We start from the raw sequence: 24,793 nt of genomic DNA, 5'->3' as shown, positions 1-24,793 counted from the left end.
GCGGCCTGGGCACGTGCGGGCTGCCGGGCGATGAAGCCGGGCCTACCCCGCCTTCGGCGTGGCCCGGGCCAGGGCGACGATCCGCCCACGCTCCGACTCCGCGAAGCGGTCGAGCATGGTCCGCACCTCGTCGGCGCTCACGTTGGCGCCGAACAACTCGCTGCCTGGTTCCAGTCGCACGCCCTCGGCGAGCGGGCCGGCGACCACCGGATCGAAGCCGAGCCGGTCCACCAGGGAGGCGACGACGTCGAGATCACCGGGGTCGTCGCCGGCGATGGCGATGGCCTTGCGGTCGGGTGTGCCGCTCGGCCGCGCCCCGTCCTCGAGATCGTGGTAGCCCATGTGGTTGAACGCCTTGACGACGCGGGAGTCGGCCAGGAACGCCTGGACCGTCTCGCTCGAGGAGGTGCGCGGGTCGGTGAGGTCGTCGCGGATGCCGTCGATCTCCCACCAGTAGTTCATCGCGTCGACGACGAGCTTGCCGCGCAGCGCCTCGACGGGGATGCTCCGGTACTTGCCCAGCGGAAGGGCGAGGATGACGATGTCGGCGCCGGCCACGGCGTCGACCGCGGTGGTGGCCACTGCCCCGGGCGTGAGCACCTCGATGGTGAGGGCGATCTTCTCCGGGTCGCCGGAGCCGGCGATCAGCACCCGGTAGCCGGCGGCGAGGGCGAGTCGAGCGAGTACGGTGCCCACCTTGCCGGCACCGAGGATGCCGAGGGTCCGGGGCTCGCTCCGGGCGCTGTCGTTCATGTCGTCCTTCCGCTTTCCGATCGGGCGTCCGTTGGCCCGATCAACTGGCGAGGATGTCACGGACCATGGGAATCACCTTGGTGCCGTACAGCTCCACCGCGCGCATCCGGGCGCTGACCGGCTGCGCTCCGGCGGTGTAGATGAGGTCGAACCGGCCGACGCCGAGACTGCGGATGGCGCGGGCCACCCGGCGGGCGACGGTCTCCGGGGAGCCGATGTAGAGGGAACCGTGCTCCACCTCGGCGTCGAACTCGGCGCGGCGGATCGGCGGCCAACCGCGCAGCGCGCCGATCCGGTCCCGCATGACCCGGTAGTACGGCCAGTACAGCTCCTTCGCCTCCTCGTCGGTGTCGGCGATGAAGCCGGGCGAGTGCATCCCGACCGGGTGCGCCGTCGTGCCCAACTGCGCTGCGGCCCGGCGGTAGAGGTCGATGTAGGGCGCGAAGCGCTCGGGAGCGCCACCGATGATGGCGAGCATGAGCGGTAGGCCGTATCGGGCGGTACGCACGACCGACTGCGGCGAGCCGCCGACGCCCACCCAGGTGGTGAGGTGTCCCGATTCGGTCTTCGGGAAGACGTCGGCGCGCTCGAGCGGGGCACGCTTGGTGCCGCTCCAGGTGACCGGTTGCTCGTCCAGCAGCTTCACGAACAGCTCGATCTTCTCCTCGAAGAGCACGTCGTAGTCGCGCAGGTCGTAGCCGAACAGCGGGAAGGACTCGGTGAACGACCCGCGCCCGAGGATGACCTCGGCCCGGCCGTGCGACAGCGCGTCCACCGTGGCGAAGCGCTGGAACACCCGGACGGGGTCGTCCGAACTCAGCACGGTCACCCCGGAGGCGAGCCGGATCCGCGAGGTACGCGTGGCGATCCCGGCGAGCACGGTCTCCGGCGTGGACACCGAGTACTCCGGCCGGTGGTGCTCGCCGAGGGCGATGACGTCGACCCCCAGTTGGTCCGCCAGCACCGCCTCGTCGACGACCTGACGGATCGCCGCCGCGTAGGAGATGAGCTTGCCGGAGTCGTCCTCCGGCACGTCGCCGAAGGTGTCGAGGCCGAACTCGAGATCAGACATGGGTGGGCTCCTTCGCCAGCAGCTCCCGGACCCGCGGCGCGACCTCACTGCCCAGCAGTTCGATGGTGCGCGCGCGTGCCTCGCGGGGCAGGTGCATGATGTCGTACTTGAGGTCGAAGCGGCTCAGCCGCAGGTCACGGGCCATGGTGGCGATCTTCTGCGCGACCGTCTCGGGTGACCCGACGAACAGCGCGCCGCGGTCGAGCTCGGCCTCGTAGCGCTTGCGGTCCGGCTTGTAGAAGCCGCGTTCCGCGGCGATCTGCGCCACCACCGGCTGCCAGTACCGCCACCAGGTCTCCACGGCCTCCTCGTCGGTGTCCGCGACGAGGCCGAGCGAGTGCTGCCCGATCGGCTGCACGGGATGCCCGAACTGTTCGAGCGCCCGGAGGTAGAGGTCGACGTGGCCGGCGAACCGCTGCGGGCGCCCGCCGATGATCGCGAGCATGAGCGGAAGGCCGTAGCGAGCGGCGCGGATCACCGAGTTCGGACTCCCGCCGACGCCGATCCACGTCGGGATGCCACCCGCCGGCATCCGCGGATGCAGGCGCTGCTCGACCAGAGGAGTGCGTACGGTGCCCGACCAGGTGACCGCTTCGTCCCGCTGGAGCCGGACGAAGAGGTCGAGCTTCTCCTCGAACAAGCGCTCGTAGTCCGCCAGGTCGTAGCCGAACAGCGGAAACGACTCGGTCGCCGACGCCCGCCCGAGAACCAGCTGGGCCCGGCCGTTCGACACCGCGTCCAGGGTCGCGAACTCGTGGTAGAGCCGGACCGGGTCGTTGGTGCTGAGCACCGTCACCGAGGTCCCGAGGCGGATCCGATCGGTCGCCGTCGCGATCGCCGCGAGCAACACCGGCGTCGCCGAGTCGGTGTGGCCCTCGCGGTAGTGCTCGCCCACGCTGAACACGTCGAGGCCGACCGACTCCGCGAGCCGTGCCTCGTCGACGAGCAGCCGCACCGTCTCGGCGTCGCTCAGGACCCGGCCGCCGTCGGTGGCGACCTCCCCGAACGAGTTGAGCCCCAGTTCAAAGCCTTGGGCTGTCATCGTCTCCTCCTCACGCTCGCTCCCCGGCGGCGATCCCGCCGCAGGAAGCCCTCGACGATTGACACGTCAACCATGCTAGCCTCAGGATTGACATGTCAACCAGGAGTGCGAGATGACGAAAGCCACACCTGACCGGCGGAAGGGCCGCCAGCTTCCGAACGCGGCGGAGCTGCGGGCCTGGCGCGACTACATCGAGACGGCGGAAGCGCTCAGGTCCCAGCTCGCGTCCCGCCTCCAGACCGAGTCTTCCCTCTCCCCGGGCGACTACGCCGTGCTGCTCGCCCTCACCGAGGCGCAGGAACGGCAGATGCGCTCCTCCGAACTCGCGGCCCACATCGGCTGGGAGCGCAGCCGCCTCTCCCACCACCTGGGGCGGATGGAGCGGCGCGGGCTCATCCGCCGCCAGGAGTGCGCCACGGATCGCGGCGGGGCGGAGGTCCTGCTCACGCCCGCCGGAGCCGACGCGTTCCGGCGCTCCACGGTTCCGCACCTGCGCGCCATCCGCGAACTCTTCGTCGACGCTCTCACGCCGGATCAGCTCGTCGCGGCGGGCGAGATCGCCGCAGCGCTGCGCGCGCACCTCGACACCCACCAGACCCCTCAGGCGCCGCGAAACGTCCCGTGAGCCCGGACTCTCGTCGCACTGGCGACGCTGGGACCAAAGCATCCAGCGGCTGAGCGCCGCCGCTGAGCGGTGGTCGATCCCCGATCTGGTGCTTGTGGCGCATACGGGCTATCTGTCCGCCCGTGTTCCTTATGCTCCAGGTGACATTCCTACCCGATCCAGGACTCCGGCCGGTCCTGCGCCGCGTGCTGCCCACGCCACGGGACGGCTGGCCTCGCGTCGCCCAAGGGCGCGCCCCTGCCGCGGCTCCGACCGCCGGTTCCGACAGAGATGCGTGAGACACGATGAAGGACGCGGACACCATAGTCCTGCCCCGGCTGGCGTCGACCGAGGTCGACGTCGAGGACCCCTGGGGCGAGAGCCACGACGTGGCCCCCCGGCCGGCGCCCGACCCCGTCCGGTGGCGGGTCGCCGCCTGGCTGGTACCGGCTCTGCTGACCGTCGCGCTCTACCTCGTCCGGGCCGGCGCGCCCGCCCCGTCCACCGAGGACGCCCCGGCCTGGGGTAGCGCCGGTTCCGCACTGATGCGCTGGTCGGCGGAGGTCCTCGGCACGCCGGGCCCGGCGGTGCGGGCGGTGTCGATGGTGGCCATCACCGCCGCGGCGGCCCTCGTCGGGCTGTTGGCGGCCCGACTGTTCACGCCGCGGGTCGGCCTGCTGGCCGGAGTGATCTTCGCGCTGCTGCCGACGTCGACGCGGTACGCGCAGGAGGTCCAGCCGTACGCGCTGACGGTGTTCGCCGCCGTGCTCGCCACGTTCCTGCTCGTGCTGGCCGTCGACCGGCCGACGTTCGGACGATTCGCCGGCTACGGCGCCTCGGTGCTGCTGCTGGGCCTGTCCCACGGTCTCGCGCTGCTGTTGCTGGCCGGGCACGGCTGGACCGTGTTCGCCTTCCGGCGCGGCGTGGCCGGCCGTTGGTCGGCGGTGGCGCTCCTGGGTGCGCTACCCGCGGCCGCCGCGCTGGGACTGTTCGGCGGGCAACCCGGCGTGCCGATCGCGCGGGGATCGAAGCTCACCCCGGACGTGTTGGCCGCGACCCCCCGGGAACTGTTCGGCGTCACCGCCCTGGGGGTCGTGCTGCTCGGGTTGGCGCTGTTCAGCCTTCCGTTGCGGCGCTCCGCCGCCGTGTACACCGCGTGGGCGCTGGTGCCGCCGCTGGGGTTGCTGCTCGTCGCGCAGGCAACGCCGATCTGGGGGCCGGAGGTGCTGCTCTTCACGCTTCCGGCGTGGGCGACGCTCGGCGCCGTCGCCCTCGCCCGGGTCCGTGCCCGGTGGTGTGCGGTCGCCCTGGTGGCGATCGCGGTGCTCGGTGCGCCGGCACAACTGGCCCGGCCGGCGCCGGAGGGACACGAGCAGGCGACCGGCGATCTCGCGAGGATCATTCAACTGTGGACCCGGCCCGCCGGCGGCGAGCCGCCGCACGGGACTCGCCCGGCCCCCGCCGGTGAATGAGACGACCGGCGGAACGATGCTCATGACCATTTAGGCAACACGCACCCTTTGAGCAGATTGCCCGAATAGCATCAGCTCCGGTCGAGTTCGTGTCGGGCAGAAGTCCTTTGGGGGCAACGTGGGGATCGCCAGCGATATCCGGCTGGCTCACGTCGCGGGGGAGGTCACGTCGGGTGCTCCGGCCGCTACCTCGCCCCGGGACTCGTCGGAGCAGCCCTCCGACCGTCGACAGCGCAACGTCAGAGCGCGTCGTGCCTACGCGGCGTGCGGGACGACGGCCGGACCGTTGGTCGCGCCGCGGCACCCGGAGGCGGCGGTCGAGTTCCGCCACGCCGTCTCGCCGGCGTCACGGCTGATCCTCGCGCTGTTCGTCCTCGTCAACAGCGCGGCCGGTGTGCTGTTCATCGGCTGGCTGTTGCTCCCGGCGCACGTGCCGGGGCCGGGCGTGACCGGGCTCGGGAGCTGGCAGACGACGGCGGCCCGGATCGGTTTCTGCGTGGTCGTCGGCGTGGAGCTGATCCGCCTCGCGCAGAACGTGGTGATCTGGGTGTTCGCGTTCCACGCCAAGGATCCGATCCCGGTCGATCCGCCGGTCGGCCTGCGGGTGGCGCTGCTCACCACGATCGTGCCCAGCAAGGAGCCGATCGACGTCGCTGAGCGGACCCTGCGGAGGATGACGCAGATCGTGTACTGCGGCCAAGTCGACGTCTGGATCCTCGACGAGGGGGACGACCCGGCGGTGAAGGAGATGGCCGCGCGGCTCGGGGTGCGGCACTTCAGCCGTAAGGGCCGCCCGGAGTACAACCAGCCGAGCGGCGAGTTCCGGGCCCGGACGAAGTCGGGCAACCACAACGCCTGGCGGGCGGAGTACGAGGACTGCTACGACGTGGTCGCCAACGTCGACCCGGACCACGTGCCGTTGCCGGGCTTCCTCGAACGGACCCTCGGTTACTTCCGCGACCCGGACGTCGCCTTCGTGGTGACGCCGCAGGTCTACGGCAACATGCACCAGAACTGGGTGGCGCACGGCGCGTCGGTGCAGCAGTACCTCTACAACGGGCTCATCGCGCGGGGCGGGAACGGGCTGGACGCGCCGCTGCTCACCGGCACCGGCCACCTCTATAGACCGGCGGCCTGGCGGAGCATCGGGGGCTACCAGGACTCGATCATCGAGGACCATCTCACCAGCATCCGGGTCCACGCCGCCGTCAACCCGCAGACCGGTAACCGGTGGAAGGGCGTCTACACCCCGGACGTGGTGGCCATCGGGGAAGGCCCGACGTCGTGGGCGGACTACTTCAACCAGCAGAAGCGGTGGGCGGCCGGCATCTGCGAGATCCTCATCCGCCCCGAGCTGCGCGCACCGCGCGAACTCCGTGGACGGCGCCGCTGGCAGTACCGCCTGCTGCAGTTCTACTACCCGAGCGTCGCCGTCAGCCTGTTGCTGGGCAATCTCGCCACGGCCATGTACCTGCTCACCGGTGTGGGCGCGGCCCAACTCGACGTCACCGTGTGGTCGGTGCTGTGGGGCTCGAGCATGGGCACCTGGTTCCTGCTGTGGCTCTGGCTCCGCCGCTTCAACATCGCTCCCCACGAACGGGAGGAGATCGGCCTGGTCGGCATGGCGCTGGCGCTTTTCGCCGGTCCCATCTACGTGGCCGCCGGTGTCAGTGCGCTGCTTCGGCGGAAGCTCGGGTTCGTGGTGACGGCCAAGGGGAAGCTGCGCACCACCGAGTCGCTCGGCACCTTCCGGCTGCACTTCTGCTGGGCGGCTTTCGCCGCTGCCCTGCTCGGCGCGAGTTTCGTCCTGGACACCAGCTTCACCATGCTCCACGTTTGGCCGATCCTGACCCTCCTGACAGGTCTCGGTCCGCCGCTGATCGCGCTCCTGTCGCACATCACGGCCCGCGGGAAGCAGCACGACGACACGGCCGAGCACGCCGCGCGCGCCGGCAATGAGGAGCGCAAACCGCCGAAGTCGCGGGTGGCGGCGAACGGGGGTTTGCCATGGCCAAGCTGACCGTCCCGCGGGTCATGATGGTGTTGATCGCCGCGCTGCTGCTGGCCTACGCCTTCGCCATGGCGCCAAAGACCACGGCCGAGGGCCGAAAGCAGGCGCCGTCCGACCGGGTTGCCGCGGCCGGACCAAGCGCGGGGGCGACGGCCGAACCAGGCTCGTCGCTCGGACCGGACCGGAAAACCTTTCCTCCGGCTGGTAAGACGTTCATCGGTGTCATGACCCAGGAGGGCCCGCACGACTTCACCGCGGTGAACATGTTCACGGCGGCCGCGAAGCGCCAGCCGCAGGTCATGCTCTTCGGCTCCGGATGGGCATCCGACGCATTCGACCGGACGCCCTTCGACCGGATCAAAGAGCGCGGCATGCTGCCAATGCTGGGCTGGGAACCGTGGGACTACCGATTGGGCGAAGCGGCCATCAAGAAGGGGCTCCCGACCCGCGAGGTCGACAGGTTGCGGAACGAGCAAACCCCGTACCGGTTGTCCCACATAGCGCGCGGGGACTTCGACAGCTACCTGCGATCCTGGGCCGAAGGGATCAAGTCACTCGGCTACCCGGTGGCCATCCGGTTCGCCCATGAGATGAACGGCTACTGGTACCCGTGGTGCGAGCTGGTCAACGGCAACCGACCGGGCGACTACGTCAAGGCGTGGCGCCACGTACATGATCTGTTCCGGGCTGCCGGGGCCACCAACGTCACGTGGGTGTGGAGCCCGAACAACATCTGGGACGATTCGCTCCCGGAACTCTCCACGTTCTACCCGGGCGATGCCTACGTCGACTGGGTGGGCATCTCCGGCTACTACACCACTGTGTTCACCCCGGACTACCGGCCCTTCGACGTGATCTTCGACAGGATCATCAAGGAGATCCGCGCCTTCAGCAGCAAACCGCTGGTCATCACCGAGACCGGTGCCTCCGACGCCTACGCGCGCAAGGCCGAGTGGATCACGCAGACATTCCGGCTGCTGCCCCGCTACAAGGACATCATCGGCGTCATCTGGTTCGAAGTGAACAAGGAGAGGGAGGTGGACTGGCGCATCGTCAGCTCACCGGCCGTGGCAAAAGCCTTCGCCAAGGGGGTCGCCGACCCTCGCTACCAGGTCACCTGGTCGCCAGACATGCTCCTGCGCACGAAACTCGAGGACTAGGTGTTCCGTACCCTGCCTCGTCCCCGGTCGATGTCGACGCCCGCCCCGGCAGGACGGGTGACCCGGTGCCGGGCCTTTCACTCACGTCACGCCCGGCCAGATCAGACCGACGAACCCGTACCCGTTCAGGAACTTCACCGCGGCGTCGGCGGAGCGCCCGGCGGCGAGGCTGTCGACCAGCACCTGCCGGCGGTTGACGACATGGCCGAGCCGGTCGCTCGCGCCGACAGCGAGGAACGCCACCCGAGGTTGCGGGTGGCGGCTGAGGGGGTTCTGCAACAATGAGGTTGACCGTTCCGCGGGTCCTGATGGTGCTGATCGGCGCGCTGCTGCTGACCTACGCGTTCGCCATCGCACCGACCACCATGTCCGGGGGCCGGGAGGACGGCCCGTCCGGCCGGATTGCGAAGGCCGAGCCAGGTGCGGCGGTGCCGGCCGGAGCCACGGCGGCACCGAGCGCGCCGCCCCGACCGGCTGCGGAACTCTTCCCGCCGGCCGGCAAGGCGTTCATCGGTGTCATGACACAGGAGGGCCCGCACGACTTCACCGCGGTGGACATGTTCACGGCGGCCGCGAAGCGCCAGCCGCAGGTGATGCTCTTCAGCTCGGGGTGGGCGTCCGACACATTCGACCGGACGCTTTTCGACCAGATCAACAGCCGCGGCATGCTGCCGATGCTGGCCTGGGAACCGTGGGACTACCGCCTGGACCAGGCGGCCCGCAAGAAGGGCTTCAGCGCCCGCAGGATCGACAAGATCCGCTCCGACCAACCCCACTACCGGCTGTCCCGCATCGCCCGGGGGAGCTTCGACAAGTACCTGCTGTCCTGGGCCCAGGGCATCAAGTCACTCGGCTATCCGGTGGCCGTCCGGTTCGGCCACGAGATGAACGGCGACTGGTACCCGTGGTGCGAGACGGTCAACGGCAACCGGCCGGGCGACTTCGTGAAGGCCTGGCGTCACGTCCACGACGTGTTCGAGGCGGCCGGGGTCAAGAACGTCATCTGGACGTGGAGCCCGAACGTCAGATGGGACAACTCCACCCCGAAACTCTCCACGCTCTACCCGGGCGACGACTACGTCGACTGGGTCGGACTCTCGGGGTACTACGGCACCGGGGCGCTCTCGACGTACCGGTCCTTCGACGCGATCTTCAACCCCACGATCAAGGAGATCCGCACCTTCACCCACAAGCCGTTGGTCATCACCGAGACCGGCGCCTCCAACGGCACGGGGCGCAAGGCCGAGTGGATCAAGCAGACCTTCCAGTTGCTGCCCCGCCACCGGGACATCATCGGCCTGATCTGGTTCGAGGCGAACAAGGAGGTGGACTGGAGGATCGTCAGTTCTCCGGCCGCCGCCAAGGCCTTCGCCCAGGCGGTCGCCGTCCCCCGGTACGACTTCGGCTGGTCGCCGACCATGCTGCCGCGTACCCAGATCGAGAAGTAGGCCCGCGGACCGGACGCTGCCCGCGTGACGCACCTGGCGGCGGGCCAGAAGTTGATCGGCCCCCTACAATCCTGTGGCACCTGTCACACCCGGCTCCGGGTCGTCTCCGCGCCGGGCGCACCACTCGGCGCGCGGAGGGGAGCCTCGGGAGTGAGTCCACGTCACGGATCCGGTCCGCACGGCATGTGGCGGATCGGCCCGATCCGCCTGCTGGCGGTGGTGGGAGTCGGCTACCTGATCATCGTGCTGACGCTGGCGGCGGTGAACGTGGATCTGGGCCTCGGGGGGTCGCCGGCGGCGGATCGTCCCGGCCCGGCCGGCCCGGCGACGGACCTTGATCCGGCCTTCCCGACGCCGGACCCGGCGACGGCCACCCCGGCCGAGGGCGGCGGGGAGGTGCGCGTCGGATCGGTGGCGACCCGACCCGCCGCGCCGTCGACGGCACCCCCGACCACCCGACCGCCGGCCACCCGCCCACCCGCCGCCCCGGCGGCACCGGTGGTGGTGCGGTCCTACGAGGCCGAGTCGACGGAGAACGGCCTGGACGACATCAGGATCTATGACTGTCCTGGCTGCTCCGGCGGGAAGAAGGTGGGCAACATCGGGCGCGACATGGGAACGCTGCAGTTCAACGGCGTGACCGCCCGCACCGGCGGGTCGGCCACCGTGACCATCGCGTACGTCAACGGCGAGTCCCCCCGCGTGGGGCGGATCAGTGTGAACGGCGCGGCCCCGATCACCCTGACCTTCCCGGGGACGGGCGGGTGGAGCAGCGTCGGCACCATGGTCGTGACGGTGCCGTTCCGACCCGGGCCCAACACGCTGAAGATGTTCAACCCGGACTCGCCGGCACCCGACTTCGACAAGATCACCGTCGCCGTCAGGTAAGCCAGCCCCGCCCGCCGGACGCCCCGACCCAATCAGACGCCCGAGGGGTAGCTCTCCGGTTCGGCGAGGCTGGCGGGCCGGATGTGCAGCGGCCGGACGGCTTGGGACTGGTCGACCCAGCAGAGGGCGTCGTAGCGGTCGCCGAGCACCGTGGCGACGTAGTTGCCCCAGCTCTCCCGTTCCGGGTGGTAGACCACCCCGACCGCCCGATGGTCGAGTTCGTCGGTGAGCAGGTCGGGACGGCCGTCCCGGGGAAAGACGAAGAGCGCCTCCGGCGGCGCGGCGCCGTGCAGCGCCTCCTCCAGCGAGTGTCGCCGGCCCGGCGGCATCGTCATCACTCGCATCGGCGCCCCCCAGGCGTCGCCGGCCACCACGGTCCCCCGATGGGTGGCGAAGCCGACCAGGACGACCTGGTCGACGCCGTGGCGCTCGCGGGCGAGCTGGCCGATGTTGACCTCGCCCGCTTCGACCATGTCGGTCGCCCGGGCGTCACCGACGTGGGTGTTGTGTGCCCAGACGACCGCCTTCGCGCCCGGACCGTAGTGCGTGAGCAGCCGGTCGAGGGTGTCGTCCATGTGCCGGTCACGGACGTTCCACGACTCGCGGCCGCCCCGCACCATCGTCCGGTAGTAGCGCTCGGCGCCGGCGACCACCTCGGCGTTCTGCCACGCCCCGAAGCGGCCCGCGCCGTCGGTGGCGGCCCGCTCGCGCAGCGCGGCGAGCAGGTCGACGACCTCGTTCTCGCAGCTGTTCGGCACCAGCCGGGTCGCCAGCGCGTACTGCTGCGGATCCTCGTCGTACGGCTGGAAACAGCGGTAGGCGGCCAGCGCCGCCGGCACCTGTTCCGGGTCGTGCTCGCGCAGGTAGACGAGGATCTCGCGCAGCGACTCCCACAGCGAGTACACGTCCAGGCCGTGGAAGCCGACCCGTGCCGGCCCGTCCAGCTGGGCGTTGTGGGCCCGCAGCCAGCGGGTGAAGTCGACGACCTCCTCGTTGGCCCACATCCAGGTCGGCCACCGCTCGAACGCCGCGAGGGCGGCGCGCGGATCCGCCGGCGCGTCGCTGCGGCACCGTACGCTGCGGTCGACCCGGTCACAGTCGGGCCAGTCGCCCTCCACGGCGACGAACGAGAAGCCCTTCTCCTCGATGAGTCGCCGCGTGATCGCGGCTCGCCAGGTGTAGAACTCGTGCGTGCCGTGGGTCGCCTCGCCGAGCATCACCACCCGGGCGGCACCGACGCGGTCCATCAGCACGTCCAGGTCGCCCGGGTCGGTCAGCGGCGCCGCGAGCCCGGTCACCTCGTCGTCGTAGCGTCCCATCGCGCACTCCCGCCGCCTCGGATCGGCCCGTGGCCACCCGGCAGGCGCTCGGGCCGTACCGGCGGGCGCCCCGCAGCTCCCGCGGGTGCCGCGCCGCCGTCACGGACACGTCGACCCGTGGCTACCCGTACCGGCTGGGCACATGCGTTCCGGCTGCCGGCGATCGCCGCCCGCCGTCGCCGGTAGGCGAGGAGGTGCCAACCCGCCCGAAGACGTGCGGGTGAGCCGGCCCGATCCCCAAAAGGCCCGGAATCAGGAGGAATGGCCAGGGGGCCGGCAGGGCACATGGACGGGGTGAGCAAGGTGGGCAACCAAGCGGGCATGTGGGTCGTCGAGGACCTGGATCAGCTCGTCAACCTGGTGCAGAAGAACGCGGAGAAGTCGCTGTACGTGCGGTGGTCCCGGGGCCCGGAGGCGGACCTGACCGACGAGCAGCAGGCCAGGCAATCCAGCCGGGATGCGCTGACCGGGACGGAGCTGCCGGGCCTGTCCGCCAACCCGCTCGCGGTGGAGTCGTGGTGGGGTGACCGTTCCCTGCGGCTGTGGATCGCCCGCCGGCTGTACGACTACTGCCACCTGCGGGACCTGCGTGGTCCCGGCGTACGTCCGTGGGTGCTGCTGGGCGAGCAGATCGGCCGGGGACCCGACAACGAACCCCTGGTGATCTGCCACCGGCCGGTGGCCTGGGTCGGCGAGGCGGCCCTGCGGCAGGCGGACCGGGCGGTGGAAGGGCAGGCGTCGCGGGAGTGGGGTCCCCTGCGCCGCGCGGACTGACCGGTGAGCCACGACCATCATCGATGCCTACCCGGCGGGGGGCGGTGTCAGAAGGCGCGCCGGTACAGCGAGCAACCCCGGCACACCTCGGGCGGCTCGCCGCCGAGGAGGCGGTGCCGGAACTCGCGGTAGCGCTCGCCGTACCAGATCTGCGGGAAGCTCTGCTCGGTCAGCCGGCCCAGCGACATCCGGTCGTCGCCCATCACCATGCAGCACGGCTGCACCACGCCGGTGCTGGTGATGTAGGCCGCCTCCCAGGGCCAGGAACAACCTCGGCCCGAGGGTGGGCCGGCGTCGGCCGGAACGCCGGGGCGCGGCAGGCGCAGTCGTACCCCGTGCTCCCGCGCCGCCTCGCCCGCCTCGTGGAAGGCCGTCGCGGCGCGGTCCGCGTCCGCGCCGGTCCACAGTGCCTGGTCCGCGGTGAACTGCCGGATACCGTCGTACCCGCCGGCGGGGTCGGCGTCGGAGAAGTCGTGCGAGAGGTTCTGCACGTGCAGCTCGTCCACCCCGATGCGGGCCAGCAGGCGCACCAGGTCCGGCAGCTCGCTGACGTTGTCCCGCATCGCCACGAACACCACCCGGATCCACGGGGTGACACTGCCCGCGGCCTGTTTGGCGTGCACCAGCCCGGCGAGGTTCGCCACGACGCGGGCGAAGTCGGCCCCCTCGCGGACCGCCTCGTAGACGCCCGCGCCGGCCCCGTCGAGGGAGACGTGCAGCCAGTCGACCCCGCTGTCCACCAGCTCCTCCGCGCGGCCACGGGTGAGCAGGGTGGCGTTGGTGTTGAACCCGACGGTGATATCGCGGGCGACCGCCGCCCGCACCATCTGGATCAGGTACGGCGACAGCAGCGGCTCGCCCAGACCCTGCAGCGTCATCCGGCTCAGTGCGGGTACCTCGGCCAGCAGACGGTGGAACAGTTCCGGCCGCATGGCCCCGGCGAGCTTGTTGACCGCGGGCCGGTACCGGACCAGACACATGACGCACCGCAGGTTGCACGCCGAGGTGACCTCCAACTGGAGGTGCGGCGGCAACGGCGGATCGTCGACGTCGGCCGACCTGCCACCTGATGCCCGTACGCCACCCGATGAAACCCGGCTGCGCGCCGGGTCCCCGGCGGGCCGACGGCCCGGCGACGCCGTCAGCCGGTCACTGTTCGTCGTCGAGGACCTCGGTCCGGTCGTCGCGCGTGACGGTCACCGGAGGGTGCTCGTCGGGCTGGGGCGCCTGCGCCAAGGTGTGGTGGGGATCCCCGTCGGGGGAGTAGAGCACCCGGTCGGTCTTGCCGGTCTTCTCCTGGTCTTCCTCCGGCTCCGTCACGTCACCCTCCTGCTGCCGCTCGTGTCGCCCACGCTACGCGGCCGGCCCGCTGGTTGGTCCGGTTTCCGCCCGGTACGTGCCGGTCGGCGGGACCGTGGGGGCCGGCGGGGGAGCGGCTGCGCCGGTGCGGCGCGCGCTCAGCCCGGCAGCCGGGCCGGACGGCGCTGCTCGCCGGCCAGCAGGGCGTACGAGGCGAGCGCGCCGGCGAGGACCGCGTCCACGGAGATGACGAAGCCCCGGTCCATCCCGTCCGGGGCGAGGGCCGTGCCGGTTACCAGGGCGGTGACGGCCACCAACACCATCGCCACCCGGACGAGCTGGTGGGGGTCGGGTCCGCTCCGGTCGGCGTGCCGGGACGGACCCCCCGCCGCCATCAGCAGGGCGCCGACGACTCCGGCCGCCCCGATCATCAGCGAGGGCACGGCGAGCCCGTCCACCCCCTGGCGCAGCATGCTCCCCCCGGACCAGGCCAGCAGCCCGAAGATCACCATCGCCAGGAGGTGCGGGAGGGCGCTCCGGCCCATCCGACGCGTCCGGTTCACCGCCGGGTCGTTTCCGTCTGCCACGACAGTCCTCCGCTCGGCCAGAATGCCGTCGATGTCATCGTCGCACCACGGCGCCCGGATGGCAGCAGCCGATGAGCGCGGACACCCCGACGGACCCGCCTGGAATGTCGTGGCTCAGCTCGCGAAGGAGTGCGCGCCCAGCTCCCACCGGCGCAGGTCCGCCGGGCCGCGCTGCGCGTTCATCCGGGCGATGTTCTCGCGGACATGCCGCAGGTGCACCGAGAGCGCCTCGGGGTTGGCCCCGCCCCACCGGGCGAACACCTCCTCGGCCTGGCTGTTGGCCCCCAGCGCCTCGGCGCGGCGGCCCAGCTGCCACAGGTATCCGCTCAGGTTCGCCAGCACGGCGGCCAGGTCGAGCTCGAAGGCGACCGCGTTGACCCCGACGAGGTCGCGGTAGATCGACAGCGCCGCCTCCGGCCCGGCACCTCGGCGTGGGCGTGGTTCCGCTCCGCCGACCTGACCGGCCGAGCGCGCCCGGCGGGCGGTGCCGGCTCCGTAGAATCGCCGCTGTGCCGCGGATCGTCCAGTTGCTGGCCTCACCGGTGCACCGGTACGTGGGCCGGCCCGCCGACGGTCCGCTGCCGGCCCCGCCCGGCGAGCTGGTGACCGAGGTCCAGCTCCGCGCCGGGCTGGGCATCGTGGGGGACCGGTACTTCGGTCGGCCGGCGCACCGCGAGGCCAGCGTGACGGTGATCGCACGGGAGTCGTTGCCGCCGGGCGTCGATCTTGTGCAGGTCCGCCGCAATGTCCTGACCACCGGCATCGCGGTGGACGAGCTGGTCGGGTCGGTGCTGGTGCTGGACTCGGGGGACGGCCCGGTCCGCCTGCGGGTCAACCGGCCGGCGAACCCGTGCGCCTGGATGGACGCCACCGTCGGCCCCGGCACCTGGCGGGCCCTGCGCGGTCGGGGCGGGGTGCGCTGCACGCCGCTCAACGACGGCACCCTGCGCGTCGGCCCGGTCGACGTCGTCGTCGAGCACTAGCGGAACCGCAGCGGCGGGGATCCCCCCAGTCCCGTACCGATCGGGTCGGTCGAACGTGCGGGGCCGTCGCGGCGCGTCACGTCCGGCCGGCCCCGTGGTCACGGGCGGCCCCGGCGCCGGGGCGGACGATCGCCACGGCGCCGGGGATCCGCCGGCGGTCACCAGGTGGACGGCGGTGGCGGCGCCACGACCGGCGGCCGGTCGTCGCAGGTGATCGTGTTGGGCAGCAGCCACGGGGCGAGCCACCCGCCGTCGTTGCCGCCGAGGTCGGTCAGGCTGAACTCGGATCCGGCGGGGGTGAAGTGGAAGGAGCCGCAGTTGTTGACGCCGACCGCCCCCACGTTGCGCGCGTCGACGTTCGCGAACGAGGCCGAGCCCGCCGTGCGGGCGCTCACCACGGACGTCCCGGCGCCGTCCACCCGGACGTCGCGGAAGTGCACGTTGGTGATCGAGTACCGGTCCTTCACCGGCCAGTCGCTGACCAGCATGATCGCGTTGTAGGTGTTGTCCAGGTAGTGGTCACCGACCACCTGGATGTCGGCGTCGATGCTGCGGTCCAGTGCGTAGAACCAGATGGCGCCGAGGCCGATGTTCCAGTTCAGCTCGTAGGTGCCGGCCCGGGCGGTGGTGTTCTCCGTGATCCACAGGTGCCCGGTGAACGGCTCGGCGCCGAACCGGGAGCCGACCTGGATCGCGCTGCCCTCGCGCACCGGGTCGGCGACCAGGTTGCGCGAGACGGTGTTGTCCGTGCCGCCGTACACCGCGATGCCGTTGGCCAGAACCGGCGACTGCACGGTGTTGCGGTCGATGATGTTGCCCGCGTTGCCGGTCTTCTCCGACCACATGGCGAGGCCGTCGTCGCCGCTGTTGCGGACGAAGTTGTTGCGTACCACGGAGTCGGTGACGCCGGTGTGGAAGTTCAGGCCGTCGGCGATCTGGTCGACGATGACGTTGTTCGTGACCCGCAGGTCGGTCATCGGCCCGTCGAACCAGAGCCCCACCTTGGTGTGGTGCAGGTAGAGGCCGTCGACGCTGGAATGGCTCAGCGCGCCACCGACGCCGTTGACCTGGTCGGTGTCGATGCGCTCGCGGACGTCGCCCTCGATCGCGAAGCCGGACAGGTGCACGTTGCGGCTGCCGCCCGCCGACGCGGGCCGGCCGTAGAAGCCGACCCCGGTGTGCACCGAGCCGTCCGGGGCCGGGGTGTCGAGCGCGACCTCGCGTCCCTTGACGATCGTGTACCAGTTGCCGGCGCCCTCGATGGTGACGTCGTCGACGATGACGTGGCGGTTCACCTGGTAGGTCCCCGGCGGCAGGTAGACCTTCAGCTTGGTGCGCCGGGCGAAGGCGATCGCCCGGTCGAAGGCGCCGGCGGAGTCGCGGCGGCCGGTCGGGTCCGCGCCGAACGCCAGCACGTTCGCCGCGACCGGCACGACGCGCGGCGGGGCGACCAGCTCCGAGTCGAGCAGGTCGATGACCGTCCACGGCGCGACGCTGCCCGCCGGGACCGCGAGCCGCAGCACGCTGCCCGCCGGGTACGTCCGGCCGAGCAGCATGCGCTGTTCGTCGTAGAAGTGGTGCGGGCGGAACGGCCTGGTGATCGTCGGGGTGGGCGTGGTGGCCGCGGGGACGCAGGAGCATTCGGTGATCCACCAGTCCGGGTGCAGCAGGCCGGCGGCGGGGTCGTTGGAGAACGGGTACTGGTTGTACAGCCAGGCGTACTGCGAGGTGAGCGTCATGGTCCGGGCGGGCCGGCGACCGACCGAGACGTCCAGCGGCGCGGTGATGCCACCGCCGGTGGGCGCGTCCGGGATGCTGTACCGCACGGTGATGGCGTTGGTCGGGGCCGGCAGCGTGAACTCGACGAACTGGCCGGGCGCCAGGCTCACCGCCCGGCGACCGGAGGCTTCCGACGCCAGGGTGTACGCCGTGCGCCCCGGGCCGATCAGCGTGCCGTTCGTGGTGGCGTGCTCCGCCTCCTGCTCCAGGAAACCGACGTCGGCGCCCCGGCCCGCGACGAGCGACGGGTCGAGAGCGGCCCGGGTGACCACCGGCGCCGGGGATGCGGGCGGGGCGGCCTCGGCCCGGGCCGGCCCGGCCCCACCGGTCACCGTGACCGCCATGACCGCCGCCATGACCGCCGCCCCGACGGTTCGCCGGCGCGCCGGTCCGCCCGGCCGTCCTGTGCTGATTCGAGACATCGCGTGATCCGTTCTCCCGAGGACCCGACGACCGTCATCGACGCCGCGGGCAGTCCCCGTCGTGCCGCGGTGGATGTCAGAAGCGAGGCGAGTTGGTTGCGGCGATGTTATTTCTACAACCTGTCAATATTCAAGCAGGTGTTTGTGCAGTAGTTGCAGAGCCGGCTTGCCTCCGGGCGGCCCAGACAGGTGGTGCCCTCGGCCGGGACGGGCCCGGTGACGGCGACCCGCCGGGTCCGCCCAAGTGCCCAATGAAGAGGCTGCCCTGTCGGCGACCGCTGACGTGACACGTCAACGTGCAGTTCATTTCTTGCAGGATCGGTGACGTATCATCGCGGCGTGACGAAGCGACTGACCGAGGTGGCGAGGAAGGCCGGCGTCAGCGAGGCCACCGTCAGCCGGGTGCTCAACGGTCGTGGCGGCGTCTCCGAGTCGACCCGTACCGCCGTGCTCACCGCGCTGGACGTGCTGGGCTACGAGCGGCCGACCAAGCTGCGGGGGGAGCGGGCCCGCCTGGTCGGGCTGGTGCTCCCGGAGTTGCAGAACCCGATCTTCCCGGCGCTCGCCGAGGTGGTGACCGGGTCGCTCGCCCAACGGGGTTACACCCCCGCGCTCTGCGCCCGGACGATCGGCGGCGTCTCCGAGGCGGACTACGTCGAGATGCTGCTCGACCACCAGGTCTCCGGCGTCATCTTCGCCGGTGGCTCGTACGCGCTGGCCGACGCCTCGCACGAGCACTACCGCCGGTTGACCGACCGTGGGCTGCCGGTGGTGCTGGTCAACGCCGGCGTCGACGCGCTGGACTTCCCCCGGGTGTCCACCGACGACGCGGTCGCGGTCGAGCAGGCGTACGGGCACCTGCGCTCGCTCGGGCACGAGCGGATCGGCCTGGTGCTCGGCCCGGAGGGGCACGTGCCGTCCCGGCGCAAGCTGGATGCGATGGTCCAGGCCGCGAACTGGGCCGACGACCGGGAGTGCGTCGAGCGCTCCAGCTTCTCGATGGAAGGGGCGCGGGTCGCCGCGACCAAGCTGGTCGAGCGGGGCGTGACCGGCATCATCTGCGCCAGCGACGTGCTGGCCCTGGGCACCATTCGGGCCGCCCGGCGGCTGGGTCGGGCGGTGCCGACCGACGTGTCGGTGGTGGGCTTCGACGACTCCGCGTTCATGACCTGCACCGACCCTCCGCTGACCACCGTGCGGCAGCCGATCGAGACGATGGGGCAGGCCGCGGTGGACCTGCTGGTCACCCAGATCGAGGGCGCCGGCGTGCTGCACGACGAGCTGCTGTTCGAGCCCGAACTGGTGGTACGCGGCTCCACCGCGCCCGCCCCCGGCCGCTGACCCGGGTCCGCCGCCTCGGTCGTCGGTCGGCCGCCGGCCACCGTTCCCGCCGCTGACCGTCCCGGCGGCCACTGACCGACGATCCGGCCCCGAACCGCCGCCCTGACCGCCGAACGACGCTCCCGGCCGTCGGACGACGCTCCCGGCCGTGGACCGCTCCTCGCGGTCGGCGGCCGCTTCGTCGTTGCTGTCGAACGGTGCCGAGCAGCACCCGGCCCGATCCAGCTGGTCCACACTGCTCAGCCCCGCGCTGACCAGGTTGGACGCCGCCTGGACCACCGGAAGGTTCCCGCGCGAGCGACGGACCGAGCACGAGCGACAAAAGCTGCGAACACCCCACAATCCGGGTGCCACCCGAGGCCCTGTCAACATCTGCCACGTCTACGTCGCGTCCTTTCAGGCCACGATCGAAACCTTGCTGAAATGAGTCGGCCTCGCTACAGTGACTCCACTCACAGCTGGCCCCGACGCAGCTACCGGGGGTCAGGTCATCCGATCGATGCAGATCACTGGCAGGGCGGTGCCGCGGTGCGTTCACCGCAGGTCGGCGACGTCCTGAAGACACCCGTTCCCGAAGGGATGGACAGATGTCCGTACCGCAGTACCGGAAGGCTGCGGCGTTGGCGCTCGTGGCCGGCCTGGGGCTCAGCCTCACGGCGTGCTCCACGAAGAGCGACGACACGACGAGCGATGCCGGTGGCAAGGTCACCATCACCGTCGACTGCCAGCCGGTCGGCTCTCAGAAAGAGCTGCTGAAGAACTGGAACGACGATGTCGTCGAGTTCCAGCGGCAGAACCCGAACATCGTCATCAAGAGCGTCAGCGTCGGCGAGCAGTGCAACAACCCGCCGGACTTCACCGCCCGCCTCGCCGGCGGCACCGTGACCGACGTGTTCTACGGGTACATGACCGATCTCCAGCAGGTGCTCGACTCCGGTCAGGCGATGGACATCACCCAGTACGCCACCAAGGACACCGTCTCGACCTGGGACAGCGTCGACCCGGCGCTCAAGGAGGTCTTCACCGACGGCGGCAAGCTCTACGCCGTCCCGGTGAAGAACTACTCGATGGGCCTGGTCTACAACAAGGTCCTGTTCCAGCAGGCGGGGCTCGACGTCAACAACCCGCCCAAGACCTGGGGCGAGGTCCGCGACGCCGCCAAGAAGATCTCCGCGCTGGGCAACGGCATCGCCGGGTACGCGGAGTACAGCGCCGGCAACACCGGCGGCTGGCACTTCACCTCCCTGCTCTACTCGCAGGGTGGCCAGGTGCTGACCCCGGACAGCAAGAAGGCCGACTTCAACAACGCGATGGGCAAGCAGGTTCTGCAGAACCTCAAGGACATGCGGTACGGCGACAACAGCATGGGTGCCCGCCAACTGCTCCAGTGGGGCGACCTGCTGACCAACGCGGGCGCCGGCAAGGTCGGGATGTTCATCGGCGCGCCGGACGCCACCCAGGCGATCGTCAGCCAGTTCCAGGGCAAGTTCCAGGACTGGGCGATGGGCCCGCTGCCCGGCCAGGACGGCCAGGCGAAGGCGACGCTCGGCGGTGGCGAGGGCTACTTCTTCAAGAAGGGCCTCTCCCCGGAGCAGGTCAAGGCCGGTCTGAAGTGGATCGCGTACCAGAAGCTGACGCCGGGCAAGGGTCAGTTCGACTACGTCCGGGCCAAGCCGCAGAACTACCCGGTGGGCCTGCCCCAGCCGCTGCTGTTCGCCAATGGCAGCGAGGCGCAGAAGCAGGAGCTCGAGCTGCGCAAGGCGAACGCGAACGTCGACACCGCGAACTTCGCGATCTTCGAGGCGAACCCGGTGCCGATCAAGGGTGAGCCCCGCAACGCGCAGGCGATCTACGCGGTGCTCGACGCCGTGATGTCCGGGGTGCTGACGAACCCGAGCGCGAACATCGACGGGCTGCTCAAGACCGCCGAGGACAAGGTCAACAAGCTGCTCGCCGCCGAGAGCTGATCCGATCGTGTGGGGGCCGGCGCGCCGGCCCCCACACCCTCCGCGCCGCACCGTCGACCTCTGACTCACGCAGGAGTTGCCTTGGCGATCACCACCGTCCCGGGGACCACGAGGGGAGCGGGTCGCCCCGCGTCGCCGTACCCGGCCGGACCGCAGCGTACGAGCCTTGGCCGCAAGGTACGGGACAACCTCACCGGGCACACCTTCCTGATCGGCGCGGTGCTCTGCTTCGCCGTCTTCTCCTGGTACCCGATGATCCGCGGCATCGTCATGAGCTTCCAGCGCACCCGGCGGGGCGAGACCACCTGGGTGGGCTGGGACAACTACCTGCGCATCATCGACGACCCCAGCTTCTGGACGGCCTGGAAGAACACCCTCTACTTCACCCTTCTCGCGCTCGTCCTCGGGTACGCGGTGCCGTTCTTCGTGGCGATCCTGCTCAACGAGTTCCGCCACGCCAAGGGGTACCTGCGGATCCTGGTCTACCTGCCGGTGATGCTGCCGCCGGCCTCGGCGCTGTTCCTCTTCAAGTTCTACGCGTACGACCCCAGCGAGGCGGGACTCTTCAACGCGATCCTCACCGCGCTGCACCTGCCGACGTCGCAGTGGATGCAGTCACCCGAGACGACGATGCCGGCGATGGTGCTCGCGTCGACCTGGATGAACATGGGCGGCGCGGTGCTGATCTACCTGGCGGCGTTGCAGAACATCCCCGGCGAACTCTACGAAGCGGCCGAGCTCGACGGCGCCGGGATCTGGCGGCGGATCGTCCACGTGACGATCCCGCAGACCCGGCTGATCCTCGCGCTCCTGGCGATGCTCCAGATCGTCGCCACGATGCAGCTCTTCATCGAGCCGCTCATCCTCGCCAACGGTGCGGGCGCGGAGGACTCCGCGACCTCGGTGGCGTACCTCATCTACCAGCACGGGTTCTTCCAGAACGACCTCAACGGCGCCGCGGCGCTCGGCGTGATCATGCTCGTGGTGCTGGCCGGCTTCTCCGCCGCGTACCTGCGACTGAGCGCGAAACAGGACTAGGACGGGGCGAGCAATGGCACAGGACTCCGGGACCCGGACCCTCATCTCTCCTGCCCAGCTCCGGCGCGGGCGCGGCAAGGTCGTCTACTGGACGCTGCTCACCGTCGTCGTGGTGGGCTTCACGCTGGTCTTCCTCGGGCCGCTCTACTGGATGGTCACCGGCGCGCTGAAATCCGGCCAGGAGATCGCGCAGACCCCGCCGTCGCTGTTCCCGGCCGATCCCGAGCTGCAGAACTACGCCGACGCGTGGACCAACCTGAACCTCGCCAAGCTGCTGTTCAACACGTTCTACTACGCGATCGGCGCGCTGCTGTTCCAACTCGTCCTCGACACCGCCGCGGCGTACGCCCTGTCGAAGCTTCGACCCGTGTTCGGCAACCTGATCCTCGGCCTGATGCTGGCGACGCTGATGATCCCGGCGATGGTCCTCATCGTCCCGCAGTACGTGACCGTGATCGACCTGCCGATCCTGCACCTCAACCTGCTCGACTCGCCGTTCGCGATCTGGCTGCCCGCGGTCGCGAACGCGTTCAACATCTTCCTGCTGAAGCGGTTCTTCGACTCGATCCCGGAGGAGTTGATGGCGGCGGCCCTCGTGGACGGCGCGACACCGCTGCGCACGCTGTGGTCGATCATCCTGCCGATGTCGCGCCCCATCCTCGGCGTGGTCTCGATCTTCGCCGTGACGGCGGTCTGGAAGGACTTCCTCTGGCCGAAGCTGGTGATGCCGTCGCCCGAGACCCGGACGGTCAGCGTCGGCATCTACGCCTTCTCGGGTGGTACGCCGATGAACGTGGTGATCGCCGCGTCGGTCATCGCCGCGATCCCGACCGTCGTCATCTTCCTGATCTTCCAGCGAAACATCATGTCCGGACTGACCACCGGCAGCCTCAAGGGCTAGCCCCGCGGCCGCGGACGCCGGGCAGGGCAGCCGCCGGGCGGGCTCGACGAGGAGCCGACCGGTGCGCCACCAGCGCAACCATCCCCGCGCGACGGACGACGGCCGCTCGCCCGATTCACCTTCAGCTCCGGCGAATCCGCCGACGTACCGACGCAGAAAGCAGGTGCTCGTGTCCACAGCAGACAAGGGTCCGTGGTGGCGTGGAGCCGTGATCTACCAGGTGTACCCGCGTAGCTTCGCCGACGGCAACGGCGACGGCATCGGCGACCTCGCCGGCATCCGGTCTCGGCTGAGCCACCTGTCCGCGCTCGGCGTCGACGCGATCTGGTTCAGCCCCTGGTACCCCTCCCCGATGGCCGACGCCGGCTACGACGTGGCCGACCACCGCGACATCGATCCGGTCTTCGGCACCCTGGCCGAAGCGGAGGCGCTGATCGCGGAGGCACACGCGCTCGGCATCCGGATCATCGTCGACGTGGTGCCGAACCACTGCTCCGACGCGCACCCCTGGTTCCAGGCGGCGCTCGCCGGCGGCCCGGACGCGCCGGAGCGGGACCTGTTCTGGTTCCGCCCCGGCCGGGGCCTGAACGGCGACCAGCGGCCCACCGACTGGGTCGGCGAGTTCGGCGGCGAGACCTGGACCCGGACCGTCAACCCGGACGGCACCCCCGGCGACTGGTACCTGCACCTGTTCACCGCCGAGCAGCCGGACTTCAACTGGGACCACCCCCGGGTACGGGCGGAGTTCGAGGACATCCTGCGGTTCTGGTTCGACCGGGGGGTGGACGGCATCCGGATCGACTCGGCGGGGCTGCTGGTCAAGGACGGGACGCTGCCCGAGGCCCTGACGGGCCGGCCGCACCCGTTCCACGACCTCGACGGGGTGCACGAGATCTACCGCGCCTGGCGACGGATCGCCGACTCCTACCCGGGGGAGCGGGCGCTGATCGGCGAGGTGTGGCTGCCGGACCGGGAACGGTTCGCCCACTACCTGCGCCCGGACGAGCTGCACTCGGCGTTCAACTTCGACTTCCTCGGCTGCGCCTGGGACGCGACGGCGCTGCGCCGCTGCGTCGACGAGACGCTCGCCGCGCACGCCCCGGTCGGCGCGCCCGCCACCTGGGTGCTGTCCAACCACGACGTGACCCGCCATGTCACCCGCTACGGCCGGGCGGACACCACGTTCAGCTTCGCCAGCAAGCGCGAAGGCGTCCCCACCGACCTGGAGCTGGGCACCCTCCGGGCCCGGGCGGCGGCGCTGCTCACCCTCGCCCTGCCCGGCGCGGTCTACGTCTACCAGGGCGAGGAGCTGGGCCTGTGGGAGGTCGAGGACATCCCGCCCGCGCGGCGCCAGGACCCAATGTGGGAGCGCTCGGGGCACGGCCGGGACGGCTGCCGGGTGCCGCTGCCCTGGGCCGGCGACGCACCGCCGTTCGGGTTCAGCCCGGACGGCGCGTCCCGGACGCCCTGGTTGCCCCAGCCGGCGGAGTGGAAGGACCGGACCGTCCGGGCGCAGACCGACGACCCGCACTCGATGCTGGAGCTGTACCGGGCGGCGATCGGCGTGCGGCGTACCGAGGCGGACCTCGGTGACGGGACGCTGCGCTGGCTGCCGGCTCCCGACGGGGTGCTCGCCTTCGCCCGCGGTCCCGCCTTCGCCTGCCTGGTGAACCTCGGCACGACCCCGGTGCCGCTGCCCCCGCACGAGGCGCGACTGCTCGCCAGCGCGCCGCTGGACGACGACCTGCTGCCGCCGGACACCGCCGTCTGGCTGCGTACCCGGGAACGGCCGGCCGACCCCGGCGCTGCGCCGGCCTCCTGAGCTGTCCCGGTGCCGGCCGGTCCGTCCCGACCGGCCGGCGCCACCCCCACCGGCCGGTCCGTCCCGACCCGCCGCCACGTCGCCGGCCCCCTCGCCGGCGCAACCGAAGGA

Annotated in this window: 24 protein-coding genes; 14 read left to right on the top strand and 10 right to left on the bottom strand. The window is 71.0% G+C overall.

The features are described 5' to 3' along the window. Window positions 1–42: 42 nt before the first annotated feature. From ACTWM8_RS18950 to ACTWM8_RS18940, 3 genes are read right to left on the bottom strand one after another with little or no spacing between them, the layout of a single operon-like run. A complete protein-coding gene (locus ACTWM8_RS18950; protein ID WP_446210204.1) occupies window positions 43–753 on the bottom strand; it encodes an NADPH-dependent F420 reductase in 711 nt (236 codons plus the stop codon). A gap of 40 nt (window positions 754–793) precedes the next feature. Then, the gene (locus ACTWM8_RS18945; RefSeq protein ID WP_446210203.1) at window positions 794–1,825 is read right to left on the bottom strand and encodes an LLM class flavin-dependent oxidoreductase; all 1,032 of its coding nucleotides are present in this window, start codon (window positions 1,823–1,825) and stop codon (window positions 794–796) included. Then, window positions 1,818–2,867, bottom strand: coding sequence for an LLM class flavin-dependent oxidoreductase (locus ACTWM8_RS18940; RefSeq protein ID WP_446210202.1), 1,050 nt, complete (start codon window positions 2,865–2,867; stop codon window positions 1,818–1,820). The genes ACTWM8_RS18945 and ACTWM8_RS18940 overlap by 8 nt, the downstream gene beginning before the upstream one ends. 112 nt (window positions 2,868–2,979) lie before the next feature. Here ACTWM8_RS18940 and ACTWM8_RS18935 point away from each other — a divergent pair, with 112 nt between their 5' ends. From ACTWM8_RS18935 to ACTWM8_RS18920, 4 genes are all read left to right on the top strand, one after another. Further along, window positions 2,980–3,492 (top strand): MarR family winged helix-turn-helix transcriptional regulator, encoded by a 513-nt coding sequence (locus ACTWM8_RS18935; protein WP_446210201.1) that lies wholly within the window; start codon window positions 2,980–2,982, stop codon window positions 3,490–3,492. Between the two features lie 284 nt (window positions 3,493–3,776). Beyond that, on the top strand, window positions 3,777–4,943 hold the full coding sequence (locus tag ACTWM8_RS18930) for a glycosyltransferase family 39 protein (RefSeq protein WP_446210200.1): 1,167 nt from the start codon (window positions 3,777–3,779) through the stop codon (window positions 4,941–4,943). Between the two features lie 286 nt (window positions 4,944–5,229). After that, a complete protein-coding gene (locus tag ACTWM8_RS18925) occupies window positions 5,230–6,963 on the top strand; it encodes a glycosyltransferase family 2 protein (RefSeq protein WP_446210199.1) in 1,734 nt (577 codons plus the stop codon). After that, complete coding sequence (locus tag ACTWM8_RS18920) at window positions 6,951–8,114, top strand: glycoside hydrolase family 26 protein (RefSeq protein ID WP_446210198.1); 1,164 nt, start codon at window positions 6,951–6,953, stop codon at window positions 8,112–8,114. Before ACTWM8_RS18925 ends, ACTWM8_RS18920 begins: the two co-directional genes overlap by 13 nt. Window positions 8,115–8,195: 81 nt before the next feature. On the opposite strand, the gene ACTWM8_RS18915 is transcribed toward ACTWM8_RS18920, so the two are convergent. Then, a complete protein-coding gene (locus tag ACTWM8_RS18915; protein WP_446210197.1) occupies window positions 8,196–8,357 on the bottom strand; it encodes a hypothetical protein in 162 nt (53 codons plus the stop codon). Between the two features lie 38 nt (window positions 8,358–8,395). On the opposite strand from ACTWM8_RS18915, the gene ACTWM8_RS18910 reads away from it, so the two are divergent. Both ACTWM8_RS18910 and ACTWM8_RS18905 read left to right on the top strand, forming a co-directional pair. After that, a complete protein-coding gene (locus tag ACTWM8_RS18910; protein ID WP_446210196.1) occupies window positions 8,396–9,562 on the top strand; it encodes a glycoside hydrolase family 26 protein in 1,167 nt (388 codons plus the stop codon). A gap of 150 nt (window positions 9,563–9,712) precedes the next feature. Then, entirely contained in the window at window positions 9,713–10,450 is a 738-nt protein-coding gene (locus ACTWM8_RS18905; RefSeq protein ID WP_446210195.1) for a hypothetical protein, read from the top strand. Window positions 10,451–10,482: 32 nt separating this feature from the next. On the opposite strand, the gene ACTWM8_RS18900 is transcribed toward ACTWM8_RS18905, so the two are convergent. Continuing rightward, window positions 10,483–11,769, bottom strand: a complete 1,287-nt coding sequence (locus ACTWM8_RS18900; RefSeq protein WP_446210194.1) for an erythromycin esterase family protein — start codon at window positions 11,767–11,769, stop codon at window positions 10,483–10,485. Between the two features lie 303 nt (window positions 11,770–12,072). Between ACTWM8_RS18900 and ACTWM8_RS18895 the strand changes: the two genes are divergently transcribed. Next, window positions 12,073–12,543 carry a DUF6098 family protein gene (locus ACTWM8_RS18895; RefSeq protein ID WP_446210193.1) on the top strand — a complete coding sequence of 157 codons (471 nt, stop codon included), beginning with the start codon at window positions 12,073–12,075 and terminating at the stop codon, window positions 12,541–12,543. Between the two features lie 47 nt (window positions 12,544–12,590). Here ACTWM8_RS18895 and ACTWM8_RS18890 read toward each other — a convergent pair whose 3' ends face one another. The 4 genes from ACTWM8_RS18890 to ACTWM8_RS18875 form a co-directional block, all read right to left on the bottom strand. Then, the gene (locus ACTWM8_RS18890) at window positions 12,591–13,577 is read right to left on the bottom strand and encodes a radical SAM/SPASM domain-containing protein (protein WP_446210192.1); all 987 of its coding nucleotides are present in this window, start codon (window positions 13,575–13,577) and stop codon (window positions 12,591–12,593) included. A 115-nt stretch (window positions 13,578–13,692) separates the two neighbouring features. Beyond that, window positions 13,693–13,863, bottom strand: a complete 171-nt coding sequence (locus ACTWM8_RS18885) for a hypothetical protein (protein WP_446210191.1) — start codon at window positions 13,861–13,863, stop codon at window positions 13,693–13,695. Between the two features lie 137 nt (window positions 13,864–14,000). Beyond that, window positions 14,001–14,429, bottom strand: coding sequence for a hypothetical protein (locus ACTWM8_RS18880; protein WP_446210190.1), 429 nt, complete (start codon window positions 14,427–14,429; stop codon window positions 14,001–14,003). 114 nt (window positions 14,430–14,543) lie between these two features. Beyond that, the gene (locus ACTWM8_RS18875; protein ID WP_446210189.1) at window positions 14,544–14,969 is read right to left on the bottom strand and encodes a hypothetical protein; all 426 of its coding nucleotides are present in this window, start codon (window positions 14,967–14,969) and stop codon (window positions 14,544–14,546) included. On the opposite strand from ACTWM8_RS18875, the gene ACTWM8_RS18870 reads away from it, so the two are divergent. After that, a complete protein-coding gene (locus tag ACTWM8_RS18870) occupies window positions 14,939–15,412 on the top strand; it encodes a molybdenum cofactor biosysynthesis protein (RefSeq protein ID WP_446210188.1) in 474 nt (157 codons plus the stop codon). The two genes, ACTWM8_RS18875 and ACTWM8_RS18870, sit on opposite strands and share 31 nt — an antisense overlap. Window positions 15,413–15,570: 158 nt before the next feature. Here ACTWM8_RS18870 and ACTWM8_RS18865 read toward each other — a convergent pair whose 3' ends face one another. Continuing rightward, entirely contained in the window at window positions 15,571–17,547 is a 1,977-nt protein-coding gene (locus ACTWM8_RS18865) for a glycosyl hydrolase family 28-related protein (protein ID WP_446210187.1), read from the bottom strand. A gap of 405 nt (window positions 17,548–17,952) precedes the next feature. Here ACTWM8_RS18865 and ACTWM8_RS18860 point away from each other — a divergent pair, with 405 nt between their 5' ends. The 6 genes from ACTWM8_RS18860 (at window position 17,953) to ACTWM8_RS18835 (ending at window position 24,682) form a co-directional block, all read left to right on the top strand. Next, on the top strand, window positions 17,953–18,954 hold the full coding sequence (locus tag ACTWM8_RS18860) for a LacI family DNA-binding transcriptional regulator (protein ID WP_179805468.1): 1,002 nt from the start codon (window positions 17,953–17,955) through the stop codon (window positions 18,952–18,954). Between the two features lie 148 nt (window positions 18,955–19,102). Continuing rightward, the gene (locus tag ACTWM8_RS18855) at window positions 19,103–19,381 is read left to right on the top strand and encodes a hypothetical protein (protein ID WP_446210186.1); all 279 of its coding nucleotides are present in this window, start codon (window positions 19,103–19,105) and stop codon (window positions 19,379–19,381) included. A gap of 160 nt (window positions 19,382–19,541) precedes the next feature. Continuing rightward, window positions 19,542–20,921 (top strand): ABC transporter substrate-binding protein, encoded by a 1,380-nt coding sequence (locus ACTWM8_RS18850; protein ID WP_446210185.1) that lies wholly within the window; start codon window positions 19,542–19,544, stop codon window positions 20,919–20,921. 81 nt (window positions 20,922–21,002) lie between these two features. Further along, a complete protein-coding gene (locus tag ACTWM8_RS18845; protein ID WP_446210184.1) occupies window positions 21,003–21,959 on the top strand; it encodes a carbohydrate ABC transporter permease in 957 nt (318 codons plus the stop codon). Between the two features lie 13 nt (window positions 21,960–21,972). Beyond that, window positions 21,973–22,860: a carbohydrate ABC transporter permease gene (locus ACTWM8_RS18840; RefSeq protein WP_377607956.1), complete on the top strand. Its 888-nt coding sequence runs from the start codon at window positions 21,973–21,975 to the stop codon at window positions 22,858–22,860. Window positions 22,861–23,068: 208 nt separating this feature from the next. Continuing rightward, window positions 23,069–24,682, top strand: coding sequence for a glycoside hydrolase family 13 protein (locus ACTWM8_RS18835; protein WP_446210183.1), 1,614 nt, complete (start codon window positions 23,069–23,071; stop codon window positions 24,680–24,682). Window positions 24,683–24,793: the final 111 nt, after the last annotated feature.

This window comes from Micromonospora sp. IBSANI012 (assembly GCF_052814045.1).
Note: the sequence above shows the minus strand (reverse complement) of the source record. Positions and strands in the feature narration are given on the sequence as shown.